Origin of the sequence: Lysinibacillus sp. KCTC 33748 (genome assembly GCF_002237755.1) — a bacterium.
In the GTDB taxonomy this organism is placed as follows: Bacteria; Bacillota; Bacilli; order Bacillales_A; family Planococcaceae; genus Lysinibacillus.
In genome coordinates, this window is record NZ_MWSJ01000004.1 from 61,648 (window position 1) to 82,993 (window position 21,346).

The window sequence follows — 21,346 nt, forward strand, 5'->3', positions numbered from 1 at the left end:
TTTGTGCAAGCACAAAGCCGATTTCGGACGCAATTATGCCGAGGCATAATTGATTTAGATGAGAAAATGGAGCAATTTCGTGAAGAAGCTTCCGTCAAAACCTACTTATATCGCATTGCCATTAACAAGTGTCATAGTTATCTTTCAAGCTGGCGCTATAAAAAAATACAAGTTATTGATTATTGGAGCAAATTAAAGAGCCTATCCGATAATCCTGAAGAGGAAGTATTGATGGGAGAGACGGATGCACTGCTAGTAGCATCGATTGAAAAACTTCCGACGAAATACAAAGACGTACTACTTCTATTTCATTTCGCAGAGTTTTCCTTAAAGGACGTTGCAGAGCTGCTAAAGTTACCAGTAAATACGGTGAAAACACGGTTAAGGCGAGCGCGTCAAATGGTTGGCTTCACGCTATTGGAGGAGGGATTCGAATATGGATCAGATTCGTAATGCCATCAATAAAATGTATAAGGAAGGTAAATTCTCTGGCGAAAGCCATGTAAAAACGTTTCAAAAAATTAATCAAATAACGAAGAAGCGAACACCATTCATCCCAATTATCCTAACAGTTGTCGTATCAGCTTGTCTGATCATTGGTTTAAAAATGATGCTCTTCCAACATGATAGCCAACCAATGACGACGGTGCTTACAGATACAAATCTTTATCCAGAAAAGTCTGGAAGGGTGAAAGACTATAGCTCATTAGCACGACCATGGATGGTAGTAGGATTAGTAAGTGCTGTCTTCTTATTTATTTTTGCCATATTTGCTTTCATGAAAAATTGGTTTTGGCGTGTATTACTATGTACCATTATTATTATTGCCATTTTAGGAAATATGTCTGAACGAATCGGTTATCGTGTTTATGTACAGAATGAAGCTGACATTCAAAATGCTATAAAATGGGGTCCATTTTATCCTAATACGGTAAAAATGAATGATACATTAACGATTCATCAGTATAGAATGGGCTATTTTTCGGAAAATGGCTTTCAAGGTATTTCCATTTTCAAACATGATGGAAAAGGCTATGCACTGGATCACTATATCCAGAGTGAAGTGGATACAATGAGTCCTATTTATTTTAAAGACATACACCATCTTGTTTTCCCATTACTTAACAATCATAACGTCGAAAAATTAATAATAGACACAGGAGACGAGCGTTTTGAGAAAGCTGTTGATTCGAATGATGCGCAATTAGTATCAGTCCCTCTTAAATCAGAAATAGCTATTTCGCAATTGGTGATACATGCATTGGACCATGAAGGAAATACGTATATTCTTTATAATGCTTCACAAATTTTTACCTATCCATATTCAAAATACTAGTTCACTTTTTTTGAAAGGTGACATATTCATTATATAAATTCTCACTACGTCTTAGGTCTTAGACGAATATAAAGCGGAGGGTCGTTTTTAAATATGACAGTTCCTATATAATGAATTTATTGGAATATTATATAGTAGGAGGAAATTACATTGAAAAAATTTATGGGACTTGGTTTGGTTATAAGCGCCTCAATAATTGCGTTATCGGGGTGTAACTCAGTCATACCGGGTAAAACCAAAGATGAAACGATCCTAGTTGAAAAGGATAAAGCAGAAAAGTTGGATGTTGAATTACAACTTGGTATTGGAGAAATAACAGTTAAAAAGGGTGCCAAGGATTGGGTTGAAGGTAATGCTCAATACAATATTGATAAATTTGCACCAAAAGTAAAATATGATTTACGCGGCCAGACAGGAAAAGTAACGATTGAACATAAAGGTTCTACTAACGTGCGTTTAGGGAAAATAAAAAATATATGGGATATCGAACTGAATGATGATATTCCTATGGATCTCTCAATCGAAACGGGCGCGTCGGATGCAGAGCTAGATTTACAAGGGTTGCAGCTGGAAAAATTAAATATTGAAACAGGCGTAGGCGATCTTGATGTGAATTTAGGAGGCGATTGGAAAAAAAGCTTCGAAGCGGATATTGAAACAGGTGTTGGGGACACTACTGTCATATTACCATCAAAAGTTGGGGTAAAGCTTACTACGGAAGCTGGCATCGGCAGTTCAAATATAGAAGGTTTCATTTCAAAAGGCAAAGGGGTTTATGTAAACGAAGCGTATGATAAAGCAGATGTAAAAATAGAGGTCAACTCGGAAATCGGAGTTGGCGACATTACTTTTAAATTGGATAAATAAAGAAAATTTTAGTAGGCTACTTTATATGAAGTAGTCTATTTTTTTCGTAGATACATAGGGACGGATAGTAAGATAAAAGAGCGAGATGTAAGGGCAAAGTCGTGGATAGAAGAGTCAAAATCGTGGATAGAAGAGGTAAAATCGTGGATAGAAGAGGTAAAATCGTGGATAGAGCGATCAAAATCGAGGGTAGAACAATCAAAGTCGTGGTTAGAGCGATCACTAATGGATAGAACAGTCAAAGTCGTGGCATAGAAGAGCCGAAATCGTGGATAGAAGAGCCGAAATCGTGGATAGAACAGTCAAAGTCGTGGATAGAAGAGTCAAAATCGTGGATAGAAGAGGTAAAATCGTGGATAGAACGAATAAAATGCACGATAGAAGAACCGAAGTGACGGCGCCCGCCCGGAGTCACTTATTTTATTTATAAAAAGAATTTTATCAAAGTGAAACCTTTTCATAGAGTTATTGACTCTAAGTATTGAAAGGAGGGAATAGCGTGGAACATGACTTATCGATCATCAAACAGGCTATTGCAGGGAATAAGGAAGCGTTTGAGCAACTACTTATTCTAGAGGAAGAAAAATTATTTTATACTGCGCTTTCTTATGTTGGTCAAAAAGAGGATGCTTTGGATGCGATTCAAGAAGCAGCGTGTAAAGCCTTTCTAACCGTTCATCAGCTAAAGCATCCAGAATTTTTTTCTACATGGCTGTTTCGAATTTTAATACATGAGTGCTACCGGTTACTAAAAAAAGGGAATAAAATCATCCCCTATGAAGAAAGTGAATTATTAAATCGTTTGCAGGAGCAAGAAAATGTTATTGCGAATCCAATCGATTTATCGGAATCCATACAGCAATTAAATCATTCTCAGCAAATGGCCATCATTTTATTTTATTATCACGATTTACCGATTAAAGAGATAGCAGAAGTAATGGAAAAGCCAGTTAGCACTATTAAAACGTATTTGCATCGTGGAAAAAAACAGTTAAAGCGAGAATTAGAAAGGAGTGCAACGTTGAATGAAAAAGCTATTTAATGAAAACGGTACCCCTCCAGAATTCCCAAGAGATGAGGTACGATCAGCGATTACAAAAGGAATCCAACAAGCAGAGGAGCAAATAAATATGAGTCAAGCCCCTATTCAAATGAAAAGAAAAAGTATACGTAAACCGTTATTATATGTAGCAAGTGCGGCAGCAGCATTTTGTATTATGGTAGGTTCAGCCGCTTATGTATCACCAACATTCGCAAGTACATTATCACAGCTACCAATCGTCGGGTCGGTATTCAGTAACTCTGGCTTCCTTGGGCTAGAACAGGCAAATGAACAAGGGTTAACAAGCTCTATTGGAGAAAAACATACAATTAACGGTATATCCGTAACAATAGATGAAGTCCTTTATGACGCGTCGAATATTACGGTAGGACTTACAATTGATTCTGAAAAGAAATTAAGTGATTATTACTTCGGAGCAGGACCAGACTTTACGATAAATGGAAAAAACCCAGAAGTGACTTCTGGTGGCTATGGTGAAAAAGCTTTAAGTTCAACCGTCCGTACAGGCATCGCAAGATTTGAAGTGAAGGATGACATGCCGGATTCATTTGAAATGGGCTTAATGCTAGAAGGGGAAGAGGGGGAGAAATTTGAATTCACAGTACCTGTCAAAAAGATTGCGGATATTATTTATGTTCCGATTAATCATCAGCAACAAGCAGAAGACATTCAACTAGATGTGTCCAAAATTTCATTCAGCCCATCAGGTATAGCCCTTGACTATAAAGCTACCGAAAAGGGTACAATTGATAATGCTCAAGTAGGCGCATCGTTTATAGAATTCCGTATTACCGATCAGAATGGCAAGGAAATTACATCGCATTCAGGTGGGGGAGAAGGTCATTTCGATAATGGAGTATGGAACTTTAGTAGCACCAAGTCCTTTGACCCGATTTCAGACGGTGTTCAAAAATTAACGATTACCCCTTATTTATCACTTCCTTCAGGCGGAGGTGGTGTTGAAATTGATAAGGATGGTGTAGAAACTGAAATACCATTTGATCCGTCATCACTAAAAGAAGTGAAGTTCCAACCATTTTCCGTAGAAGTACCAAAGCAAACTAAATAAACAGTCAAGCGCCAAATACAACCTTTGTATTTGGCGTTTATTTTATGTTAGGTTATAGGGAGCAAGTGTAATGAAGGAGCGAATATATTGAAGATTTTTACATACAAGCAACCAGCGGCAATCGAATCAACAGAGTTAGTAGCAATCGTTAATGAAGCGGGGGAAGTATCGTCTACTGTGCAACGTGTTTATTCAAACGGATTGAAAAAGGCGTTTGACCGCACGATGGACTATCGTTATTTTGTACGTTTTGATGTGAGCGATGTCGCTGGTCAGGCTCTTTTTACATGTAAGAAGATGTCGCGACGTGGTCGAGTGCATTTTCGAGGGAAGGATTTTGTTACAGGCAAAGATTATATGGTTGCCTATGATGGCTGGCAAATTATGATTCCTGATTTAATCATCACGGATGGAGCTCAACAAATAAAACTGAACAAGGAAATGGAGGATTGGTCAGTATTTACTCTTGATGATCAACCGATTGCTCGTTGGCAGGCAGTTTTTTGTGAGACACATTTTGAGATTACGCTGCAAATAGAAGATAACAGCCCTATACAGCATGAAGCCTTTTTTATTGCGATTGGACAGGCCGTGTTGTTTGTAGGAGCGTAATTGTTGGCAGATGTCGATAAATTTGAAAAAGTGTCCGATAAACTGAAATAGTTGGGTGATAAAATGAGAAAGTTGAGCGATAAAACAAAAATATAATGCGATAAATGAAAGCAGACCCTCTACTATTTTAGAGGGTCTGTTGTCATTCAAATATCAATCATTTCATTCGCTAATTTCTTCCGACTAATCCAGTATCCTTGCAGCGTAAAGACAATGAGTGTCGCGGCTAAAAAGACGATGCTCGTCACACTTAATGTGAAGAAGTCGTAGTACGTCGGAGCTCCTTCGTCAATAAAGCTCAACATTCTCGTTAACGCTAATCCAAGAATTGTTCCAACTACTAGCCCGTATAACACAAAAGATAACACTTGCGTTAAAATCAGCTTGACTAATCCGCTCGGGGAAAGACCAATCAGTCGTTGAATCGCATAATCGCCACGTTTTGAATAAATGGAGTGAAGCAATGTTTGCAATACGCCAAGGCAAGTAGCGGTAATTAAAATAACGAAGACGCCAACAAAAAGGCTCCAGCGCTGGAAGATCATTTCATCGTTTTGCTCGATAAATGTCTCTTTATCAGTAATTTTTAACGCAGGCCAGCGCTCCTGTAAGAAAGCAAGGTCTGCTAATGCCTGCTCTGTATCATCTGCTTCCACCATGATGTCTGTAATTATAGTTGAATCTGATACTATAAAAGAGGACCAATCGACAAACAAATCTATATATTCTTTATAAGAATCAAGGGCTATATCAACGACTATTAATTCACCAATTGGCGCTTCCTGTTGAAGTGTTTCATTAAATGTCCCTGCCATTATATAATCACCAACAGCTAATTGATGTTTTTTGGCAAGTCGTTCTGTAATGATCACCCCATTTTTTAAATCTCCTTCAAAAGCATCAAGCTTTTCTAATTGGACGTATTTTTCAACATCAATGGCCTCGAAATTACTACCTTCCCAGCCATTGTCACCTTCAAGCACTATATAAGGTGCGTTACTTCGTTCATAGGCATAGGACACGCTAGGCAATGCCTCAATTTCTTTAATCAAAGCTGGTGTAATAGTTGGATCTTCTAATTCATTATCAATTTTAATAGATGTTTCATATTGAGAGTTTATATATCGATATGAGTTTTGCTGATTCGTTTTAAATAAAGAGCTACCGAATATTAAAATGACCATTAATCCAACAATACTAAGCACAATGGGCATATTTTTTCGCACCTGTGGCATGAGCTGCTGACACGCTAAGTATGCTTCTTTGCCAAGTACAGCACGAACGGGCTTCAAGGAAATTTTGAATAGTACTGTAAAGAGATACGGCATGATATAGAGTAAAATCCCACAGACGAGCAATGTGCCGATTAAAATCATGAGTGCCCCTTTGCCAGTACTTGTCCCGACTTGATAAGCATTCGCAAATAAGAATAGGGATATGAATGCAACGATGCCCACAACAATCGTTTTCCATTTTGTCCAGCGTAAACTTAAATTTTCATTTTCTATGGCGATTTGTAAAGGTAATAGACTAGCGCTTTTATGAACTTGCCATTGTGTGATTAGTTGCAGCAAGAAAAAACTGGCAACTGCAATCACGATAACAAAGATCATCGGTAAGTCAGTTTTTGCGTCTGGCATTTTCATCAGGGTAATTAGCTGTGGTAGCCAACTTTTTATCACTAATAAACTGACAGATATCCCCAGCAATACGCCAAAGCCAATGATGCTAGATAATTGCAATTGTACTATGCGTCTTACTTGCTTAGTGGATGCGCCAAGTGCACGTAATACCATAAGCTGTTCTTTAATTTTGTAAAATAATAGCTGGAACGTTGATAGTAGTAAGACACTAGAAATAAGTAAGATAAAGAATGACAATACAATTATAAAAATTATTAATGCTTGTAAATTTTTCTTAATTTCATCGTAGTCGCTCATGATATCAACACGTAATGTGTCATCTAACTGTTTCAAATCCGCACCAACTGCGGTTGTAATATTGTCGTTTTCCGTTTTAATGAGGGCAAACATCCCTGCAGTTTGTGCATCACTATTATCCATCCACGTTTTCAACACATCATTTTGAATCAGGATTAAATTAGGACTATCTGTGCCTTTTAGAGGTGGAAGGATTTCTTGGATCGTAAAGGTACCTGTTTCTGCTTCAGCGGAGTTTCCGACTGTTTTATTGAACGTAACGTTTAATGTATCTCCGACATCCTTGTGGAAGAGACGGGCCATATTTTCGGTAATCACAACATCTTCCGGTTCAAGATTCACATTAAAATGATAGCGGCTTTTCACTAAGTCATCGTTTTCAACACCAACAGTATAAAATGATGTGTTTTTTTCATTTTCAATATTTGTATGAGCTAATGACACACTAGAAACTTTTGTTATTCCAGGCATTGATTCGAAATTTTCGATAAGCTGTGAAGTTAACAGCTTATGCTGATCAGGATTATAACCGGCCAGCAAATCCATTTCGCCATATAATGCTTGTATTTCTTCCTTCATTTGACTATTAGCATTCCATATGTAAACACTCATTGTCATGACAAGGCAAATAGAAATGGTAATAATACTTATACTCGTTAATACATTGGCCCACGCTGCACGAAATAGCTTCAGAGCAATGGTACGCATCGTAAACATTACACATCACCTCTAGTAATCAGCTTGAACTTTGATAAAATGCAATCTAAATCCTCTGCTGTTTGCTTATTTTGATAGGAATCCACAATGGCACCATCATGGAAAAATAATACACGGTTTGCATAAGTAGCGACATAAGGGTCATGTGTCACGAGTAAAATAGTTTGATTCATATTGTTTTGCAAGTTTACTAACAGCTCTAAAATTTCATCTGTCGTATTCACATCTAATGCACCAGTCGGTTCATCGGCCAATAAAATTGGCGGATTTGCAATAATGGCGCGTGCTATAGCTACTCGTTGCTTTTGACCACCAGAAAGCTCATTAGGTCGATGCTTTGCCCATGCGGCAATATTGAGTTTTTCCATTATTTGCTGTACACGCACTTTAATCTCTTTACTTGGCACATCATTAAGGATAAGGGGGAGCGCAATATTATCTTCAACTGATAAATCCTTCAACAGATGGAATGATTGAAAGATAAAGCCGATATTCTCTTTACGGAATTTCGATGCTTTTGGCTCTTTAAAAATATCATGCGCTTCCTGTCCAAATAAGAATAATGCACCTTCAGTCGGTTCATCGATGGCACTAATCATATTTAGTAGTGTACTTTTACCCGAACCGCTTGTCCCCATAATGGCCACCATTTCACCTTGATAAATCGTACAATGGATATTTTTCAATGCATTAACCGTATGATGCTTTTGTTGAAAGATTTTTGACATTCCCTCAATACGTAACACTTCGGTTAAACGTCCTTCAGGGATTGGAATCGTATTAATAACTCCTTTCAACGGATTGAACCCATTCATCTATATATGCCCCCTTTAATTGTTGTCGTAAAGCTTGTAAACCTCGGCGAATATGAGTTTTCACTGTGCCCTCAGGACATTGTAAAATCACAGCAATATCCTTTACCGAGTAGTCTTGATAAAAGCGTAATAGTAAAACCGTTTTATATTTTTCCTCTAGCTTGCAGAGTGCATGCCATAAATCTAGTTCTTCTTCGATATATGTAGGTGATGTACTATTGAGATCTTCTAATGTATGTGGTTCGACAAGTTGTACAGAGTTTTTCTTGGCAAGATAGGTTTTACAGCAATTAATAATAATGCGCGTTAGCCAGGTAGAAAAATATTGAGGATCCTTTAATTGAGGTAGGCCCTCATACGCACGGATAATGGTCTGTTGAAAAACTTCTACGGCGTCATTTTCATTTTGGACATAAACATAAGCCATTCGATATAGCTTATGTTGCTCTTGTTCAATGAGTTGATAGAAAGCTTGCTCATCTCCGTTTTGTGCTAACTGTACTAAAGATTGTTGCTTTGTAGTAATGAAAATCGCCTCCTTCCGACTATTAGACTTGGCAAATCATCATTTCGATTCAAGTTTTTTTATTTTATTGGAAATTTAGTGGATTATCACCATAACTTAGGGTTGATTTCCATTCCTCTAATGCTAATCTCCAAGTCTTGAACGAAGATCACTTATATACATAGCATAAGTTTTAATCAACGATTCCCTAAATTTTGGTTTTGTTCTAATTTCGCTATAATACCATTAATAGGTGGAAGGGATGGAGTTTTAAAAAGAAAAACGAAAAATAACTAGCTAGAAGCATTTTAGAATAAAGGTACAAGGTGATAAAAATTGCTGTACATAAGATGCGTATTTTCAATCTGCTTTGTTTAGCAACAAGAAAATAGATACATATAGAAGGAATCTACCTACCTTTACTAGAAGGTCATATATACACAATCATAAAGGGGTGATTCGTTGCGATTAACGAAAGGGATTTCTGGTTTTGATGCAGATCATCTAATCGAACAAGATATGCGTACTTTCCAGTCGATGGTTTATCATTTAGTGACAAGCGAACAACGAGCAAAGGCTGTGCAATTTATCGATCAGCCTCATGTTGTTTATATGCAAGCGGTGATTCAACTGGAGGATGAGCGTTTGACAATTCTCCATCATAGGTTGATGCCTTATATTGCATTTGCTAAGTTTGATGAAGAGCTAAGCTTTCAATTTTTAACAAAAACTCACTTACACAAATATTTTCCGATGCGTAAATGTCTTACATCTGATACATTAAACACATTATTGACGCAAGATAAGGATTTGCACAGTTTATCTGAGGTGGAATGGAACTATATTTCACACTTTGACAGCAAAACTATAGGGGATGTTATTTTTAACTATTGGGATTAATTTTTTATTAGAAGGAACAGCTTGATTTTTAATGCTGTTCTTTTTATGTGTGTTAAAAGTACTACTTTTATCGTTATAGTAGTCCATCTGATTTATTTTTCAATTCTATAATCTGCTATAAATTACATAAAAATTAACTAGTTATTTCATTTAATATATAAAAAATTCCTGATTCATCCAAGTTCGTCTTTAAAGTGGTAGATTACTATTGGTATTCAAATTTTGATAAAGTACATATTTGTATTGGAAAATAAGGAGAATTTGAAATGAATTTTAAGTCTATTAGTAAAAGAATTGTTTTTTCCTTCAGCATTGTTATAGCAATCGTCGTTTTATACATTGGCTACAATTACTATGCAATAAAACAAAGCAACAGCGCGACGGAAGAAATCGTTGATGAAGAATTGCAATTACTAATTGCAGATTATGAACAAGCTCAAACGATTTCGCTCAGAATTGCTGCAGCTAGAGGGTATGTACTTTCTGGCGAAGAAAAGTATAAGAAGATTTTTGAAGATACTGTAAAGCATGCTGTTGAGAACGAACAAAAGCGTTTAGAAATTACAAAGTCAGGAGATTTCGGCAAAATTGCGGAAATGGCGAAGGAATGGAATAGCTATGTTGAAAAAGAGGTATTTGATGTTTATGATCGAGGTCAGAAGGAACTAGCAACGAAAAATTTAGCTTCTATGAATGAAAAAGTGACGGAAATACGTGAAGGCTATGAAGGATTAGCCGAGCATCGTAAGCAATCGATTAATGCGACTGGCGCAGACATTATCAGTGCAGGAAACACTAAGCAGCTGATTGGTATCATCGTTGGTGTTATGATTGTTATCGTTTCTATCCTGATTGCATTGTTAAGTGCTCGACTGATTTCTAGACCAATCATCGCTGTGACAAATCGTATGCAACGAATTACTGAAGGTGACTTAAGTGAGCCTGCACTTGTTGTGAAATCCAAAGATGAGGTAGGACTGCTTACAGAAGCGACTAATAAGATGTCCGATATTTTGAATCGATTATTAAAGCAAATTCAAACCGTATCTAATGACGTAGCTGCGCATAGTGAAGAGCTTATGCAATCGTCGACAGAAGTGAAAACAGGTACGGAACAAATTGTTGATACAGTTACTGAAATTGCAAGTGGCACAGAAGTGCAGGCGAGCAATGCATCAGATGTAGCGACAACCATGACAGAATTCACCTTAAAGGTGACAGATGTCAACAATAGTAGTACAGATGTTCAGCAATATTCCCAACATGTTATGGCCTTAACAAAAGAGGGCCAAAGTTTAATGGACGCCTCAACTGCACAAATGAGTTCCATTCATCATATTGTGAAAGATTCTGTTTATAAAGTGGATGAACTGAGTAAACAAACACAGGAAATTTCAAAAATCGTAGCTGTCATACAGGATATTGCTGCACAAACGAATTTACTAGCACTAAATGCAGCAATCGAAGCGGCTCGCGCAGGGGAGCATGGTAAAGGGTTTGCGGTCGTTGCAGACGAGGTGCGTAAACTTGCAGAACAAGTAGCCGTCTCCGTAGATGATATAACAGGCATTGTTCAAAAAATCCAACAAGATTCTAACACGGTAACATCCTCACTAGAAACTGGCTATCATGAGGTCGAAAAAGGCACGGCGCAAATCGCAACTACAAATGAAACGTTCAACCAGATTGCAGAGGCCGTTTACGCCATGTCAACGAATATTGATGGCGTGATGACCAAGCTAGAAGAGGTAGTACAAAATACCGTTACGATTAATAAATCAGTGGACGAAATTGCCGCTGTATCAGAACAATCTGCTGCAGGCATCCAAGAAACTTCAGCAACAATCGAACAAGCATCAAGCTCTATGGACGAAATCAAAAATAGTTCAGCCAATTTAGCGGGTATGGCAGAAAATTTAAATGACCTTGTTAGGAAGTTTAAATTGTAATTAAATGTATTGTATTTTGTAGCAATTGAATTATGTAAATCGGTTAAACCAGCAATCGACGAGAAAATCGTGTGATTGCTGGTTTTATTTTATTATGTGGTTTAGGAAGAAGGGTGAAATTAAAAGAGTAAATACCTTTATCAAATATAGTATTGTCGCAATAAATAAAAGCTGGTCATAAATTATTTATCCAAAAATTGAATAACAGGAAGTTCAATGAGGCTATAAATAATATAAAACCGACAATTAATTTCATGTGTTCATGAATAAGCTTCGATAAGGAGTGTGGAGATGGCGACACTTGTTGTAAAGAGAGGTATTATGTACAAATACCAAAGCATTGGGCAGGCGATTCAAGAAGCAAAGCCGGGAGATTTTATTGAAATCCGGGAGGGGATTTATGAAGAAAGCTTTGAAATTTCCCAAAGGCTTACATTGTATGGAGTAGGAAATGTAATCATTAAAGGTGGCGTGTTTATACGTTATCAAACACTTGTGAATATGCGAAATTTGCGTTTTACGCAAGGGCAGGGTATTTATGTAAAGGGAGATTTACAGCTAGAACACTGTGTCATTGAGCAGCAAATGGTGCAAACACAAGTAACTGTGAGCTTCGGAAGTTTAATGATGAAAAATGTTGATGTTTTAGCGAGTCCTATCAATCATGTTGGCTTACGTATTGATAATGGTTCGAGTGTTATTCTTGTGGATACGACTATCCAGCATCATAAGAAGGCTCAAATTATGGTGCAAAATAGTGAAATCACTTTGACGAATTGCATGCTGTTGGAAGGGCGAGCGAATGGCATTTATGCAATACGAAATGTGAAAATGGAGTTGGTGGATTGTGAAATTCATGGACATCAAAAGGCCCAAATTGTTGCAGCCTCCAGTTCAATTTCAATGATGAATACACTTATTCACCAAGGGGAAAGTATAGGGATCCAAGTTTTTGAGAACACGAAGCTATCGATGGATGGCTGTGAAATCAAGCAACATCAAGACACGCATCTAGTTGTTCATCAAAGTGAGTTATTCGTGACGGATTCTATCTTTTCTGATGGAGTGGGAAATGGCCTTTTTATTGGCGAGAAATCAAAGGCGATATTGTACGATTGTAAGATTCATCGGCATGTTAAATCTCAGTTGTTAATTGAAAATAGTAAAGTGGAGTTTCGTACATGTAGAATAGAAAAAGGAGAGGCGACGGGAGTAACGGTTGTTAATGAAGCAGATGTATCGATGACAGAATGTAATATCCAAGAACACCCGCAATTTCAAATGATTGTTGACGCCAGCGGGCTAATGCTCAATCAGTGCATGATTCAAATTGGGCAGGCAGGTGGTATTTATGGCAATGATCACGCTAAGATTACGCTCCAGAATACCATAATTCGAGAGCTCGAAAGTCACCATATTTATATTAACAATGCTCGGCTCTTTACTGATAATTGTACTTTTGAACATATTCGTGCGAATGCGATTACTTGTATTGATGCAATTTTTGAAATAGCAAATAGTAAATTTAAAAACTGTTATGAAGGTCCGTATGCAATCGTTTGGTCTGATCAGTCAATGGGCCGTTTTAAGCATTGTACGATTGATGAAGCAGATCGTCCATTTTTAGCGGTGTCCAATCAATCTTTACTTGAGATGGTGTATACAGATCTAGTTACTGTTAATATTCCCTCTATTGTACAGGGGAAAAGTCAATTATTTATCGAAGGGTATACGAACAAGACATTGTGGAAGAGTGATTCATCGTCGAGAATAGTTTATTTGGCAGCCAATACTAAAACAAAGCACAGTGTAATAAATCAAGCAGAAGCAACCGACATGCAAATACTGGACGAAAGATTACGAATACAAGTTGAAAATTTACAAAAACTTAACATTATTACCTCGACGAATAATGTTAATAAAACAGTATAGTAACCGAATAAAAAAGTAGGATAAGTAGTTTCAATTATTTTGAAATTACTTTTTTTTCTGGGGTAAAAGTACTGTAATAATGAGGTAATTAAATATGATGGATACGTATAAAGACACTTCTTCATTGTTCAGAGCCATTTATATTTGCATGTAAACGGTTTCTTTATAATGTTTTTTACACTGTAGCGCCGAATTATAAAATTCGACAAAAGCACTTGTTATTTTTATAATAGAATTAGTGAATAACAAGTATCGATCTAGGTATTGTATTGAAATTATTATTAAATAACAATGTTTTTTTGCAGAGGTTAAAATTTTATTATATTTAAGTAGATTTTGGATTGTTTAATTTGTATATGTTATCTTATAATCAGGGGAAAAAGTTCATGGAATGCTTTACTAGTTCGTTGTTTTAGAAATATGAATAATGATTGTAAAATAATAATTGGATGAAGTAGAGGTGGAAAAGGAATGTTTGGGCTGACAAAAGAAGAGATTATGTTAATGCTTGAGAAGGCAGGATTAGAGGAGATACAAAAAAATGCAATTGCGGACATCCTGCATCTTAACAATTTGCGAATCGAGCAACAACTTGCATTTATTATCCATTTAGTAATGGACGAGCGCGAAAGAAGTATTGCTAACAATACATATTTAAATTAGAAAATGTTGTAGGATAAGTAGCTATCTTTTTTACATAAACCATATAGTTTGTAATCGAATGACAAGCTGTGTGAAAAATAATAAACCTTTAATACAATTATATTATCCTACTTATAGATGAATAAAATCACAAGTGCTATTTCATAAAAGCACTTGTGATTTTTTTTAACATTAATCTCCGTTATGAATGGTAAAATTTGAAACTTTTTTATTTTTCAGAACGTAAAGAGATTAGATAGAAAAGAACGGGGAGGGGAGTAGTTTGAAGCAAGCGTTAATGATACTTGATATTCAAAATGATTACTTTAGTGACCAAGCGAGAATACCTGTAGCAAAGCATCAAATTGAGCCAACTTTAAATAGCATAAATGGTCTTATAAAAGATGCTGAAAAATCAAATGTTCCAGTTATCTATATTAGTAATGAGTTTGAGCGAACGCATGTACTTTCGAATCTTTTAAGAAAATTCACAGCTTTAAAAGAAAGTAAGGGTGCTGAATTGGATGAACGATTATTAAGAGTTGAGGGTATGTACTTTTCAAAAAATAAAGCGGATGCATTTAATAATCCCAGCTTAGTAACTTATTTAAAAAATAATGAAATAAACGAATGTATAGGAACGAGGATTTTATCTTTATTCAGTAGGTGTTCAAACACCTACTAAATAAAGATAAAGCCTCCGGCGGATGTCACGGATTTTGAAAGGAGTGAATTGTGCGTACACAATTCAAAATCCGGACGCAATTACGCCAAGGCGAAATTGATAGAAGGCTGTGTCACAGCAACGGTGAAAGGGGCTCTAGCTAGAAATTTTGCTGTAACTGTTGTGAGCGATGCAGTAGCAGGAGCTACAGATCAAAGTAAGGAAGCGGCCTTAACAAAGCTAGCTACACAAGACCTCTTAATCCTTACTTCACAGCACGTATTTGAAAGATGACAAGGGGGAATTTTAAAATGACTCTTTTACAACGATTAATCGAACAAGCTAAACAACCACGAGGATTCGTAGGCTCATTGATGTTACGAATTATGAATAAGGCACATAGCGGTATGAATACTTGGCTCATGAAACAGGAAGCTGTAAATGATGGTGATATTGTGCTAGATATTGGATGTGGAGGTGGAAAAACACTTCAATCCTTATCGAAAATGAATCCAAGTGGTAAAATCTATGGTATAGACTTTTCCGCGCAGGCGGTTAAAGATTCTACGAAATCCAATCAAATGGATGTGGCCAATGGAAAAGTGATCGTAACGCAAGCAAGTGTTTCAAGCATTCCGCACAAGGATAAGTTTTTCGATACGATTACAGCGTTCCAAACGCATTATTTTTGGCCGGATTTAGCAAATGATGTGAAGGAAGTATTTAGAGTGTTGAATGACGATGGGAAGTTTATCATCATTTCGGAGCTCTATAAAATTAATTATCATATGAAAGCTTATAAAACTAAGCCTGAAATCAAGCAGTTGTTTGAAAGTGTTGGGTTTCAAACTGTTACTATACGAGAAAACACGCAAAAAGGTTGGCTTTGTATTACAGGAATTAAATGAATCGTAGTAAATGGAGGATATATCAATGAAAAGATGTGAATGGGTCAAGCAAGATGAGCCTTTATATGTTGAATACCATGATAAGGAATGGGGTATCCCTGTCCATGATGATCAGCATTTATTTGAGATGCTCTGTCTAGAAGGGGCACAGGCGGGTCTTAGCTGGTGGACGATTTTACAAAAGAGAGAGGGCTACCGGGCAGCTTTCGACCAATTTGATGCATCGAAAATCATTCTCTATACGGAGGACAAGCTACAGGAGCTTAGACAGGATTCTCGCATTGTACGAAATAAGCTTAAAATTGCTAGTGTTGTAACGAATGCTCAAGCCTTTCTACGTATACAGGAGCAGTATGGTTCCTTCTCTCAATATATTTGGGACTTTGTAGACCATCAGCCGATTATCAATGAATGGTCGTCCATTGCAGACGTACCTGCTACAACAGAAATTAGCGAACGTATGAGCAAGCAATTAAAAAAAGATGGTTTTAAATTTGTTGGTAGTACGATTTGCTATTCATTTATGCAGGCAACAGGAATGGTAAATGACCATGTCGTCGATTGTTTTTGTCGCAGTGAAGGTGATAACTGATGAAAGTTGAGGATATTAAGGCTCAATTAGTAAGGCAAGCAACGATCTTTGAAACGGGTGGTATTAGACCTACACATGACCTGCTAGAAAGTTGGATTGGCTTTGTGGGATGGTCATTGCCTGCAGAGGAGTGTCCACAAGGGTTTCAGCCACTTGCTACATTATTTTTAAAGGAGCTTCCTTATGTACCGACATCGCTTCAACATATTGAGCTGCTAACGTTATTTATGAATGAAGAAATATTTGATCACCTGATAGAAGATGATCTTAGCTGTTTTTTTGAAATAAGAGCATATACTTCTCTAGAAGGTTTAGTCCAGCAAAATTGGCAGCATGACCGAATTCGAGCTTTCCCACTTATTCCGAAATGGATTATCAATGATTATCCGACATGGGATGGGGGAGGGATTCCGTCTGATGTGGAGGATGAAATTTTGAGGCTAGAACACGAGGAGGATGTTGAGTACTTCGATGATATCGTTGAAGAAATATACGCCGTCCATAAAATTGGTGGCTATCCAGCTTTTTGCCAAAGTGGTCGTGATTACGGTGAGGAATTTCCGTTTGTACTCCAAATTGCCTCAGACGAAAAGGCGTATTTTAATATCGTCGATAATGGGAATTTCTATTTCTTTTTTAATCGTGAGTTAAATGAATGGCGTGTACATTGCGATTTTTATTAGCGGTAAAATTATTTTCACGTACAAACAGCAATGCTACAGTGCTGGCATGATGAGGAGGAATGAAGATGAGGAGACATACTTCAGAAGTTAGAAAAGTAAAGAAGGTGAGAAAAATGGAAAACAAAACAGTCATTAAGAGTGGTATTAGTTTTGGCTCGGTATTGGCGATTACTATTTCTTGGAGTGTCAATCATTCGATCATTTGGGCCATCATACATGGTTGTTTAAGCTGGCTATATGTCATTTATTACGCGATATTTAGATAGAATCCAATCAAAGAAGCGCAAATACGGAACCTGACACTGTGCAATTGTTTATCGATACATTGCATTGTATACATACAATAACGAATGTGTACCTCGTTCATAACTTTGGAGCATTTAGCATAAATAACTAAGTGCTCTTTTTTTGATGAAAAGCTCATATTCAGAAAGATTACTAACATCTTTCCATGTATCGTAGAAGAAAGGTTGATAGGATGACACATCAAGTAACCGCCAAAAGCAATTTTGATTTTAATGCTTCTGGCGTTGATGAAATATTACAAAATGTAGCGTATATATTATCTACTTTCGTAATTTCTTGCCCTTTGTACAGAGATTTTGGTTTTAGACTAGACACTCTTCCACCTTTCCAGCTTGCCATAAGACGAAATACTGCACGTCTTTTAGAAAGCATTCAACGTTTTGTGCCACAAGTTATCGTTATAGATGTAGATTATCTAGGAGATGCATATGTAGGAAAACTAGAACCAGTTGTGAAAGTTATCGTTAATAAATAAATTTTTAGGTGATTTTTATCCTTTACAACAAATTTGCCAGGTAAATTAAATGGTAGCCTGGCAAATTGATAAATATCATTTCGATAAGTGCTGTGCATAACAGGAAAATGGGATAAATTCATGATTTAAAAAGAGAAGCGTATTCTATTAAAAAGATGAAATGGAGACAATATATGAGAGGGTTCATAAAAAGTCTTTTTATTTTATTTTCCGTGATCGTAATAGCTGCTGCCTTGATTAAGTATAATCAACCTTCAATTGAAAGATCCATTCAAAAATATCCCAATACAAATTATAATGAAGAAATTGGTGAAAAATTACAAAATACGAATTTTACAAAAAAAATTATAGTAGCGTTACGAGCAGCAGGCTATTATCCAGATAGTATGATTGGCTATTTAATTGAATCACCAAACAATCAAGTAATCACTATACCATTACATAATTTAGATAAATTAGAAAAGAGTACAGAAAGCGAAATCCAACATATCGTCAATAGTATTGCGGAAACAAATGATCTTCAGCTGTTTATCGTTAATGTCAGACTGATTGATAATTCATTAACAACAAGTAAGAATGGTTAAAGACCTCTAACAAGTTACAGAAAAATTGTGTGCTATAATCAAGAAAAGAGGTGATTATTCTGAGAATTTTAGTTTTAGGCGCCACTGGACGCGTTGGTAGCCACATTGTTTCCCTAGCTTTACGTGATGAACATAGCGTTACAGCTTTAGTTCGTACCCCGAATAAGCTAAACCTAAATGATGAAAATTTACAGATTGTACAAGGAAATGTATTAGAAAAACAAGATATCGAAAATGTCATGGCGAATGTTGATATTGTGATCAGTGCATTAAACACGGATGGCACCCATACATTAACCAAAAGTTTGCCGCTAGTTCTTGAAGCAATGGAAGAGCTGCATGTAAAAAGAATTATAACGATTGGAACGGCGGGAATTCTACAAAGTCGTCTGACACCTAGTGTATTACGTTACCAATCGAGTGAGTCCAAAAGAAAAACGACCTTTGCAGCAGAGGAGCACCATAAGGTCTATCAGTTATTGAAGAAATCAGACACTGATTGGACAATCGTCTGTCCTACATACTTACCTGACGGTGAATACACGGGTACCTATCGCATTGAACAGGACTTTTTACCGGATGGTGGGGGAGAAATATCTGTAGCAGATACGGCAGAGTTTGCCTATCAACAAATTCTGAGTAAGGAATATGTAAAATCACGTGTAGGTATTGCGTACTGATTATTGTAAGAAGTAGATAAAAAGAGTTTTAAAAAGTCAATAGGTGTGGATATGCGTTAATCGAAGTAGGATTAACGCTTTTTTGTTGTTAAGGTAATGTTTTTGGTATGAACTTGAAATCTGTTGAAAACAATTGCACATATAAGATGATCGATTAAGAAGGATTTTTAGGATGTTTCTGGAATATGTACACTTAGAAATGCGATGTATGGAAGACAATAAGGAGTGAAAAATATTTCTAATCAAAAAAGAAGATTGCCTAATATTGTGACTATCTTTTTAATTTTTCTCTATTATGGTGTGTTTTTATTATTGTATCTTCAAGGTGTAATTGGTGGAATTTCTTTTGTTGCTATACTATTGATTAATTTGATCATCTTATTAATTGTTCGCATTTTACTTAGAAAAAAAATATATAAAAGAAACATCACGCTTGCAATTTCCATGATGTTCTTGCTGTTTTGTTTCGAATTACCACTTATATTTTATGAAGGAACTTTGCATGTTGCATACATATACAAAGAGCCATTACATGCCAGGGATACTGAAATCTATTTAATAGGGGTAGAGAGAGTAGATTTTCAATATATGGAGAGCATTCAATCTGTTGAAAATCTGTTAATTAAACAACAAGTTCCTTTTTTTGATGTTGCTGAAATTACGAATTTAGAAATATACGCGAGCAAAAATAAGCAAATATTAAAGTGGCTTCATCTTCAGAAAAATGAAGTAGATGAAATGAAAGAAAACGTGATTCATTATCTAGGTAAAGAAGATGAACATATTAATGATTTTTTTAATCAGGATAATATTGGTGGAAATAGTGCTGGCTTGGGGCTAGCACTAACAGGACTCATTTTGCGAGGCGATTTCCAAAACAACGTAGCAATTGCAGTGACAGGCGCAATAAGCGAGAACGGTGACGTATTACCGATAGGGGTACTAAAAGAAAAAATTCTAATCGCAGAAAAATACGGTTTACCTTATCTGATTATTCCCACTAAAAATGCAGAAGAGGCAGCACAAATTCAAGAGGAGCAAAAAAGCAACGTAAAAATTTTGCATGTGTCTCATATCGATGAAGCTGTCCAACTAATAAATGAGATGAATGGTAAAAATAAATGAATGGAAAAGATCATAACTCTAAATAAGCAATAATACTATTTTTCTGGTTATATGAGTAAAAAAACAAATATCGTATTTTTCCGTTAATTATCTATGAAATGAAAACTAAACGTCAACGATCTCTATGGTTTCAAGTTATGAATTAAGGTCACCTTTAATAATAGAAAGGTGACCTAAAAAGGTATTTCTTTAAATGATCAATAGTAGGTAGATAGTTTTCAGTGAAATCGGTAACTGTATCATGAATGAACATGATTCATCTCCTTTCTAGTAAATCAGCCCTCAGATAGAACTAAATACCTTTTTACCACATTGTCATATTTCACAATTAAAATATCATCACGTTCTTTTGCTTTGCGCCAATCGGTAAATGGTTAGCTGTACCATTTTTAAAATCCTCAGCTTTAGTGGCACTAAATTGTATGTCACCAATATATTGATCTTCATTCATTTCAAGTTCATCGATCCATTCTATTTCAGTCTGAAAAATATTACCTTCCCATTGAAAAATATCTGCTTGGTTGTTCAATCTTAAAGCTTCAGCTGCGTCAGGTTTTTCAGAAGTAGAAGTATCTTCTGTGCCTGTTTCATTACAAGCAACTAAAAATAAACTAAACAATACTACAATTAATAAAGAGTCTTTCTTCTTCGATATATCACCCACTTCATTCAGTCGGAGGAAATCCACAACTTTATTCAAAATTACTCATACGAACAATTATTTGATATGGCATGCAATGGTGTAATTTAATGAAAGAAGATCTCTTTCTACAATGGGTTCTCCACCTGCTTTTAGACACCTTTCACTAGCCAAATTAATTTCCTGTTGATTAAAATATGATTGCACCCCAGTTAAAAACACTACGCCAAAAACAAGTAATAGACCAATTTTTAAAAATGGCCTTTTCATTTTATCGCTCCTTCTTTTGAACATGAAGTTCTCTACATCAATACCAATGAATCCTTTACACCTAGAAGTCAC

At 36.2% G+C, this 21,346-nt stretch carries 23 protein-coding genes and 1 pseudogene; 19 read left to right on the forward strand and 5 right to left on the reverse strand.

What is annotated here, in order from left to right; genetic code table 11:
• Nucleotides 1-3: 3 nt before the first annotated feature.
• The 6 genes from B1B04_RS07960 (at nucleotide 4) to B1B04_RS07985 (ending at nucleotide 4,947) form a co-directional block, all read left to right on the forward strand.
• On the forward strand, nucleotides 4-453 hold the full coding sequence (locus B1B04_RS07960; protein WP_170938929.1) for a sigma-70 family RNA polymerase sigma factor: 450 nt from the start codon (nucleotides 4-6) through the stop codon (nucleotides 451-453).
• Complete coding sequence (locus tag B1B04_RS07965; protein ID WP_079560931.1) at nucleotides 437-1,336, forward strand: hypothetical protein; 900 nt, start codon at nucleotides 437-439, stop codon at nucleotides 1,334-1,336. The genes B1B04_RS07960 and B1B04_RS07965 overlap by 17 nt, the downstream gene beginning before the upstream one ends.
• A 150-nt stretch (nucleotides 1,337-1,486) precedes the next feature.
• Nucleotides 1,487-2,203, forward strand: coding sequence for a toast rack family protein (locus tag B1B04_RS07970; RefSeq protein WP_079560932.1), 717 nt, complete (start codon nucleotides 1,487-1,489; stop codon nucleotides 2,201-2,203).
• Between the two features lie 499 nt (nucleotides 2,204-2,702).
• A complete protein-coding gene (locus tag B1B04_RS07975) occupies nucleotides 2,703-3,245 on the forward strand; it encodes a sigma-70 family RNA polymerase sigma factor (protein ID WP_079560933.1) in 543 nt (180 codons plus the stop codon).
• Entirely contained in the window at nucleotides 3,229-4,335 is a 1,107-nt protein-coding gene (locus tag B1B04_RS07980) for a DUF4179 domain-containing protein (RefSeq protein ID WP_079560934.1), read from the forward strand. The genes B1B04_RS07975 and B1B04_RS07980 overlap by 17 nt, the downstream gene beginning before the upstream one ends.
• 87 nt (nucleotides 4,336-4,422) lie before the next feature.
• On the forward strand, nucleotides 4,423-4,947 hold the full coding sequence (locus B1B04_RS07985) for a tubby C-terminal domain-like protein (RefSeq protein WP_079560935.1): 525 nt from the start codon (nucleotides 4,423-4,425) through the stop codon (nucleotides 4,945-4,947).
• A gap of 146 nt (nucleotides 4,948-5,093) precedes the next feature.
• On the opposite strand, the gene B1B04_RS07990 is transcribed toward B1B04_RS07985, so the two are convergent.
• The 3 genes from B1B04_RS07990 to B1B04_RS08000 are packed head-to-tail and all read right to left on the reverse strand — an operon-like array spanning nucleotide 5,094 to nucleotide 8,951.
• Nucleotides 5,094-7,604, reverse strand: a complete 2,511-nt coding sequence (locus B1B04_RS07990; protein ID WP_079560936.1) for an ABC transporter permease — start codon at nucleotides 7,602-7,604, stop codon at nucleotides 5,094-5,096.
• Nucleotides 7,604-8,332, reverse strand: a complete 729-nt coding sequence (locus tag B1B04_RS07995) for an ABC transporter ATP-binding protein (RefSeq protein ID WP_481817177.1) — start codon at nucleotides 8,330-8,332, stop codon at nucleotides 7,604-7,606. The genes B1B04_RS07990 and B1B04_RS07995 overlap by 1 nt, the downstream gene beginning before the upstream one ends.
• 52 nt (nucleotides 8,333-8,384) lie before the next feature.
• Nucleotides 8,385-8,951 (reverse strand): sigma-70 family RNA polymerase sigma factor, encoded by a 567-nt coding sequence (locus B1B04_RS08000; protein WP_346426986.1) that lies wholly within the window; start codon nucleotides 8,949-8,951, stop codon nucleotides 8,385-8,387.
• A 435-nt stretch (nucleotides 8,952-9,386) separates the two neighbouring features.
• On the opposite strand from B1B04_RS08000, the gene B1B04_RS08005 reads away from it, so the two are divergent.
• The 13 genes and pseudogenes from B1B04_RS08005 (at nucleotide 9,387) to B1B04_RS08070 (ending at nucleotide 20,364) form a co-directional block, all read left to right on the forward strand.
• A complete protein-coding gene (locus tag B1B04_RS08005) occupies nucleotides 9,387-9,824 on the forward strand; it encodes a hypothetical protein (protein WP_079560939.1) in 438 nt (145 codons plus the stop codon).
• Nucleotides 9,825-10,090: 266 nt separating this feature from the next.
• Nucleotides 10,091-11,773 (forward strand): methyl-accepting chemotaxis protein, encoded by a 1,683-nt coding sequence (locus tag B1B04_RS08010; RefSeq protein WP_079560940.1) that lies wholly within the window; start codon nucleotides 10,091-10,093, stop codon nucleotides 11,771-11,773.
• 291 nt (nucleotides 11,774-12,064) lie between these two features.
• Entirely contained in the window at nucleotides 12,065-13,705 is a 1,641-nt protein-coding gene (locus B1B04_RS08015) for a right-handed parallel beta-helix repeat-containing protein (protein WP_079560941.1), read from the forward strand.
• Nucleotides 13,706-14,176: 471 nt separating this feature from the next.
• Entirely contained in the window at nucleotides 14,177-14,368 is a 192-nt protein-coding gene (locus tag B1B04_RS08020) for a hypothetical protein (protein ID WP_079560942.1), read from the forward strand.
• Nucleotides 14,369-14,645: 277 nt separating this feature from the next.
• Nucleotides 14,646-15,305: pseudogene (locus B1B04_RS26380) on the forward strand (cysteine hydrolase family protein).
• Between the two features lie 17 nt (nucleotides 15,306-15,322).
• Nucleotides 15,323-15,919 (forward strand): class I SAM-dependent methyltransferase, encoded by a 597-nt coding sequence (locus B1B04_RS08035; protein WP_079560945.1) that lies wholly within the window; start codon nucleotides 15,323-15,325, stop codon nucleotides 15,917-15,919.
• A gap of 25 nt (nucleotides 15,920-15,944) precedes the next feature.
• The gene (locus tag B1B04_RS08040) at nucleotides 15,945-16,511 is read left to right on the forward strand and encodes a DNA-3-methyladenine glycosylase I (RefSeq protein WP_079560946.1); all 567 of its coding nucleotides are present in this window, start codon (nucleotides 15,945-15,947) and stop codon (nucleotides 16,509-16,511) included.
• Nucleotides 16,511-17,194 (forward strand): DUF1963 domain-containing protein, encoded by a 684-nt coding sequence (locus tag B1B04_RS08045; protein ID WP_079560947.1) that lies wholly within the window; start codon nucleotides 16,511-16,513, stop codon nucleotides 17,192-17,194. The genes B1B04_RS08040 and B1B04_RS08045 overlap by 1 nt, the downstream gene beginning before the upstream one ends.
• Before the next feature lie 65 nt (nucleotides 17,195-17,259).
• The gene (locus B1B04_RS08050) at nucleotides 17,260-17,460 is read left to right on the forward strand and encodes a hypothetical protein (protein ID WP_079560948.1); all 201 of its coding nucleotides are present in this window, start codon (nucleotides 17,260-17,262) and stop codon (nucleotides 17,458-17,460) included.
• Between the two features lie 212 nt (nucleotides 17,461-17,672).
• Nucleotides 17,673-17,975 carry a hypothetical protein gene (locus tag B1B04_RS08055; RefSeq protein ID WP_079560949.1) on the forward strand — a complete coding sequence of 101 codons (303 nt, stop codon included), beginning with the start codon at nucleotides 17,673-17,675 and terminating at the stop codon, nucleotides 17,973-17,975.
• Nucleotides 17,976-18,148: 173 nt separating this feature from the next.
• Nucleotides 18,149-18,559: a hypothetical protein gene (locus B1B04_RS08060; protein ID WP_094075081.1), complete on the forward strand. Its 411-nt coding sequence runs from the start codon at nucleotides 18,149-18,151 to the stop codon at nucleotides 18,557-18,559.
• A 59-nt stretch (nucleotides 18,560-18,618) separates the two neighbouring features.
• Nucleotides 18,619-19,239 carry an NAD(P)-dependent oxidoreductase gene (locus tag B1B04_RS08065; RefSeq protein WP_079561158.1) on the forward strand — a complete coding sequence of 207 codons (621 nt, stop codon included), beginning with the start codon at nucleotides 18,619-18,621 and terminating at the stop codon, nucleotides 19,237-19,239.
• A gap of 225 nt (nucleotides 19,240-19,464) precedes the next feature.
• On the forward strand, nucleotides 19,465-20,364 hold the full coding sequence (locus tag B1B04_RS08070; protein WP_079560950.1) for a S16 family serine protease: 900 nt from the start codon (nucleotides 19,465-19,467) through the stop codon (nucleotides 20,362-20,364).
• A 328-nt stretch (nucleotides 20,365-20,692) separates the two neighbouring features.
• On the opposite strand, the gene B1B04_RS08075 is transcribed toward B1B04_RS08070, so the two are convergent.
• On the reverse strand, nucleotides 20,693-21,064 hold the full coding sequence (locus B1B04_RS08075) for a hypothetical protein (RefSeq protein WP_079560951.1): 372 nt from the start codon (nucleotides 21,062-21,064) through the stop codon (nucleotides 20,693-20,695).
• Nucleotides 21,065-21,082: 18 nt separating this feature from the next.
• On the reverse strand, nucleotides 21,083-21,274 hold the full coding sequence (locus B1B04_RS08080; RefSeq protein WP_079560952.1) for a hypothetical protein: 192 nt from the start codon (nucleotides 21,272-21,274) through the stop codon (nucleotides 21,083-21,085).
• Between the last annotated feature and the right edge of the window lie 72 nt (nucleotides 21,275-21,346).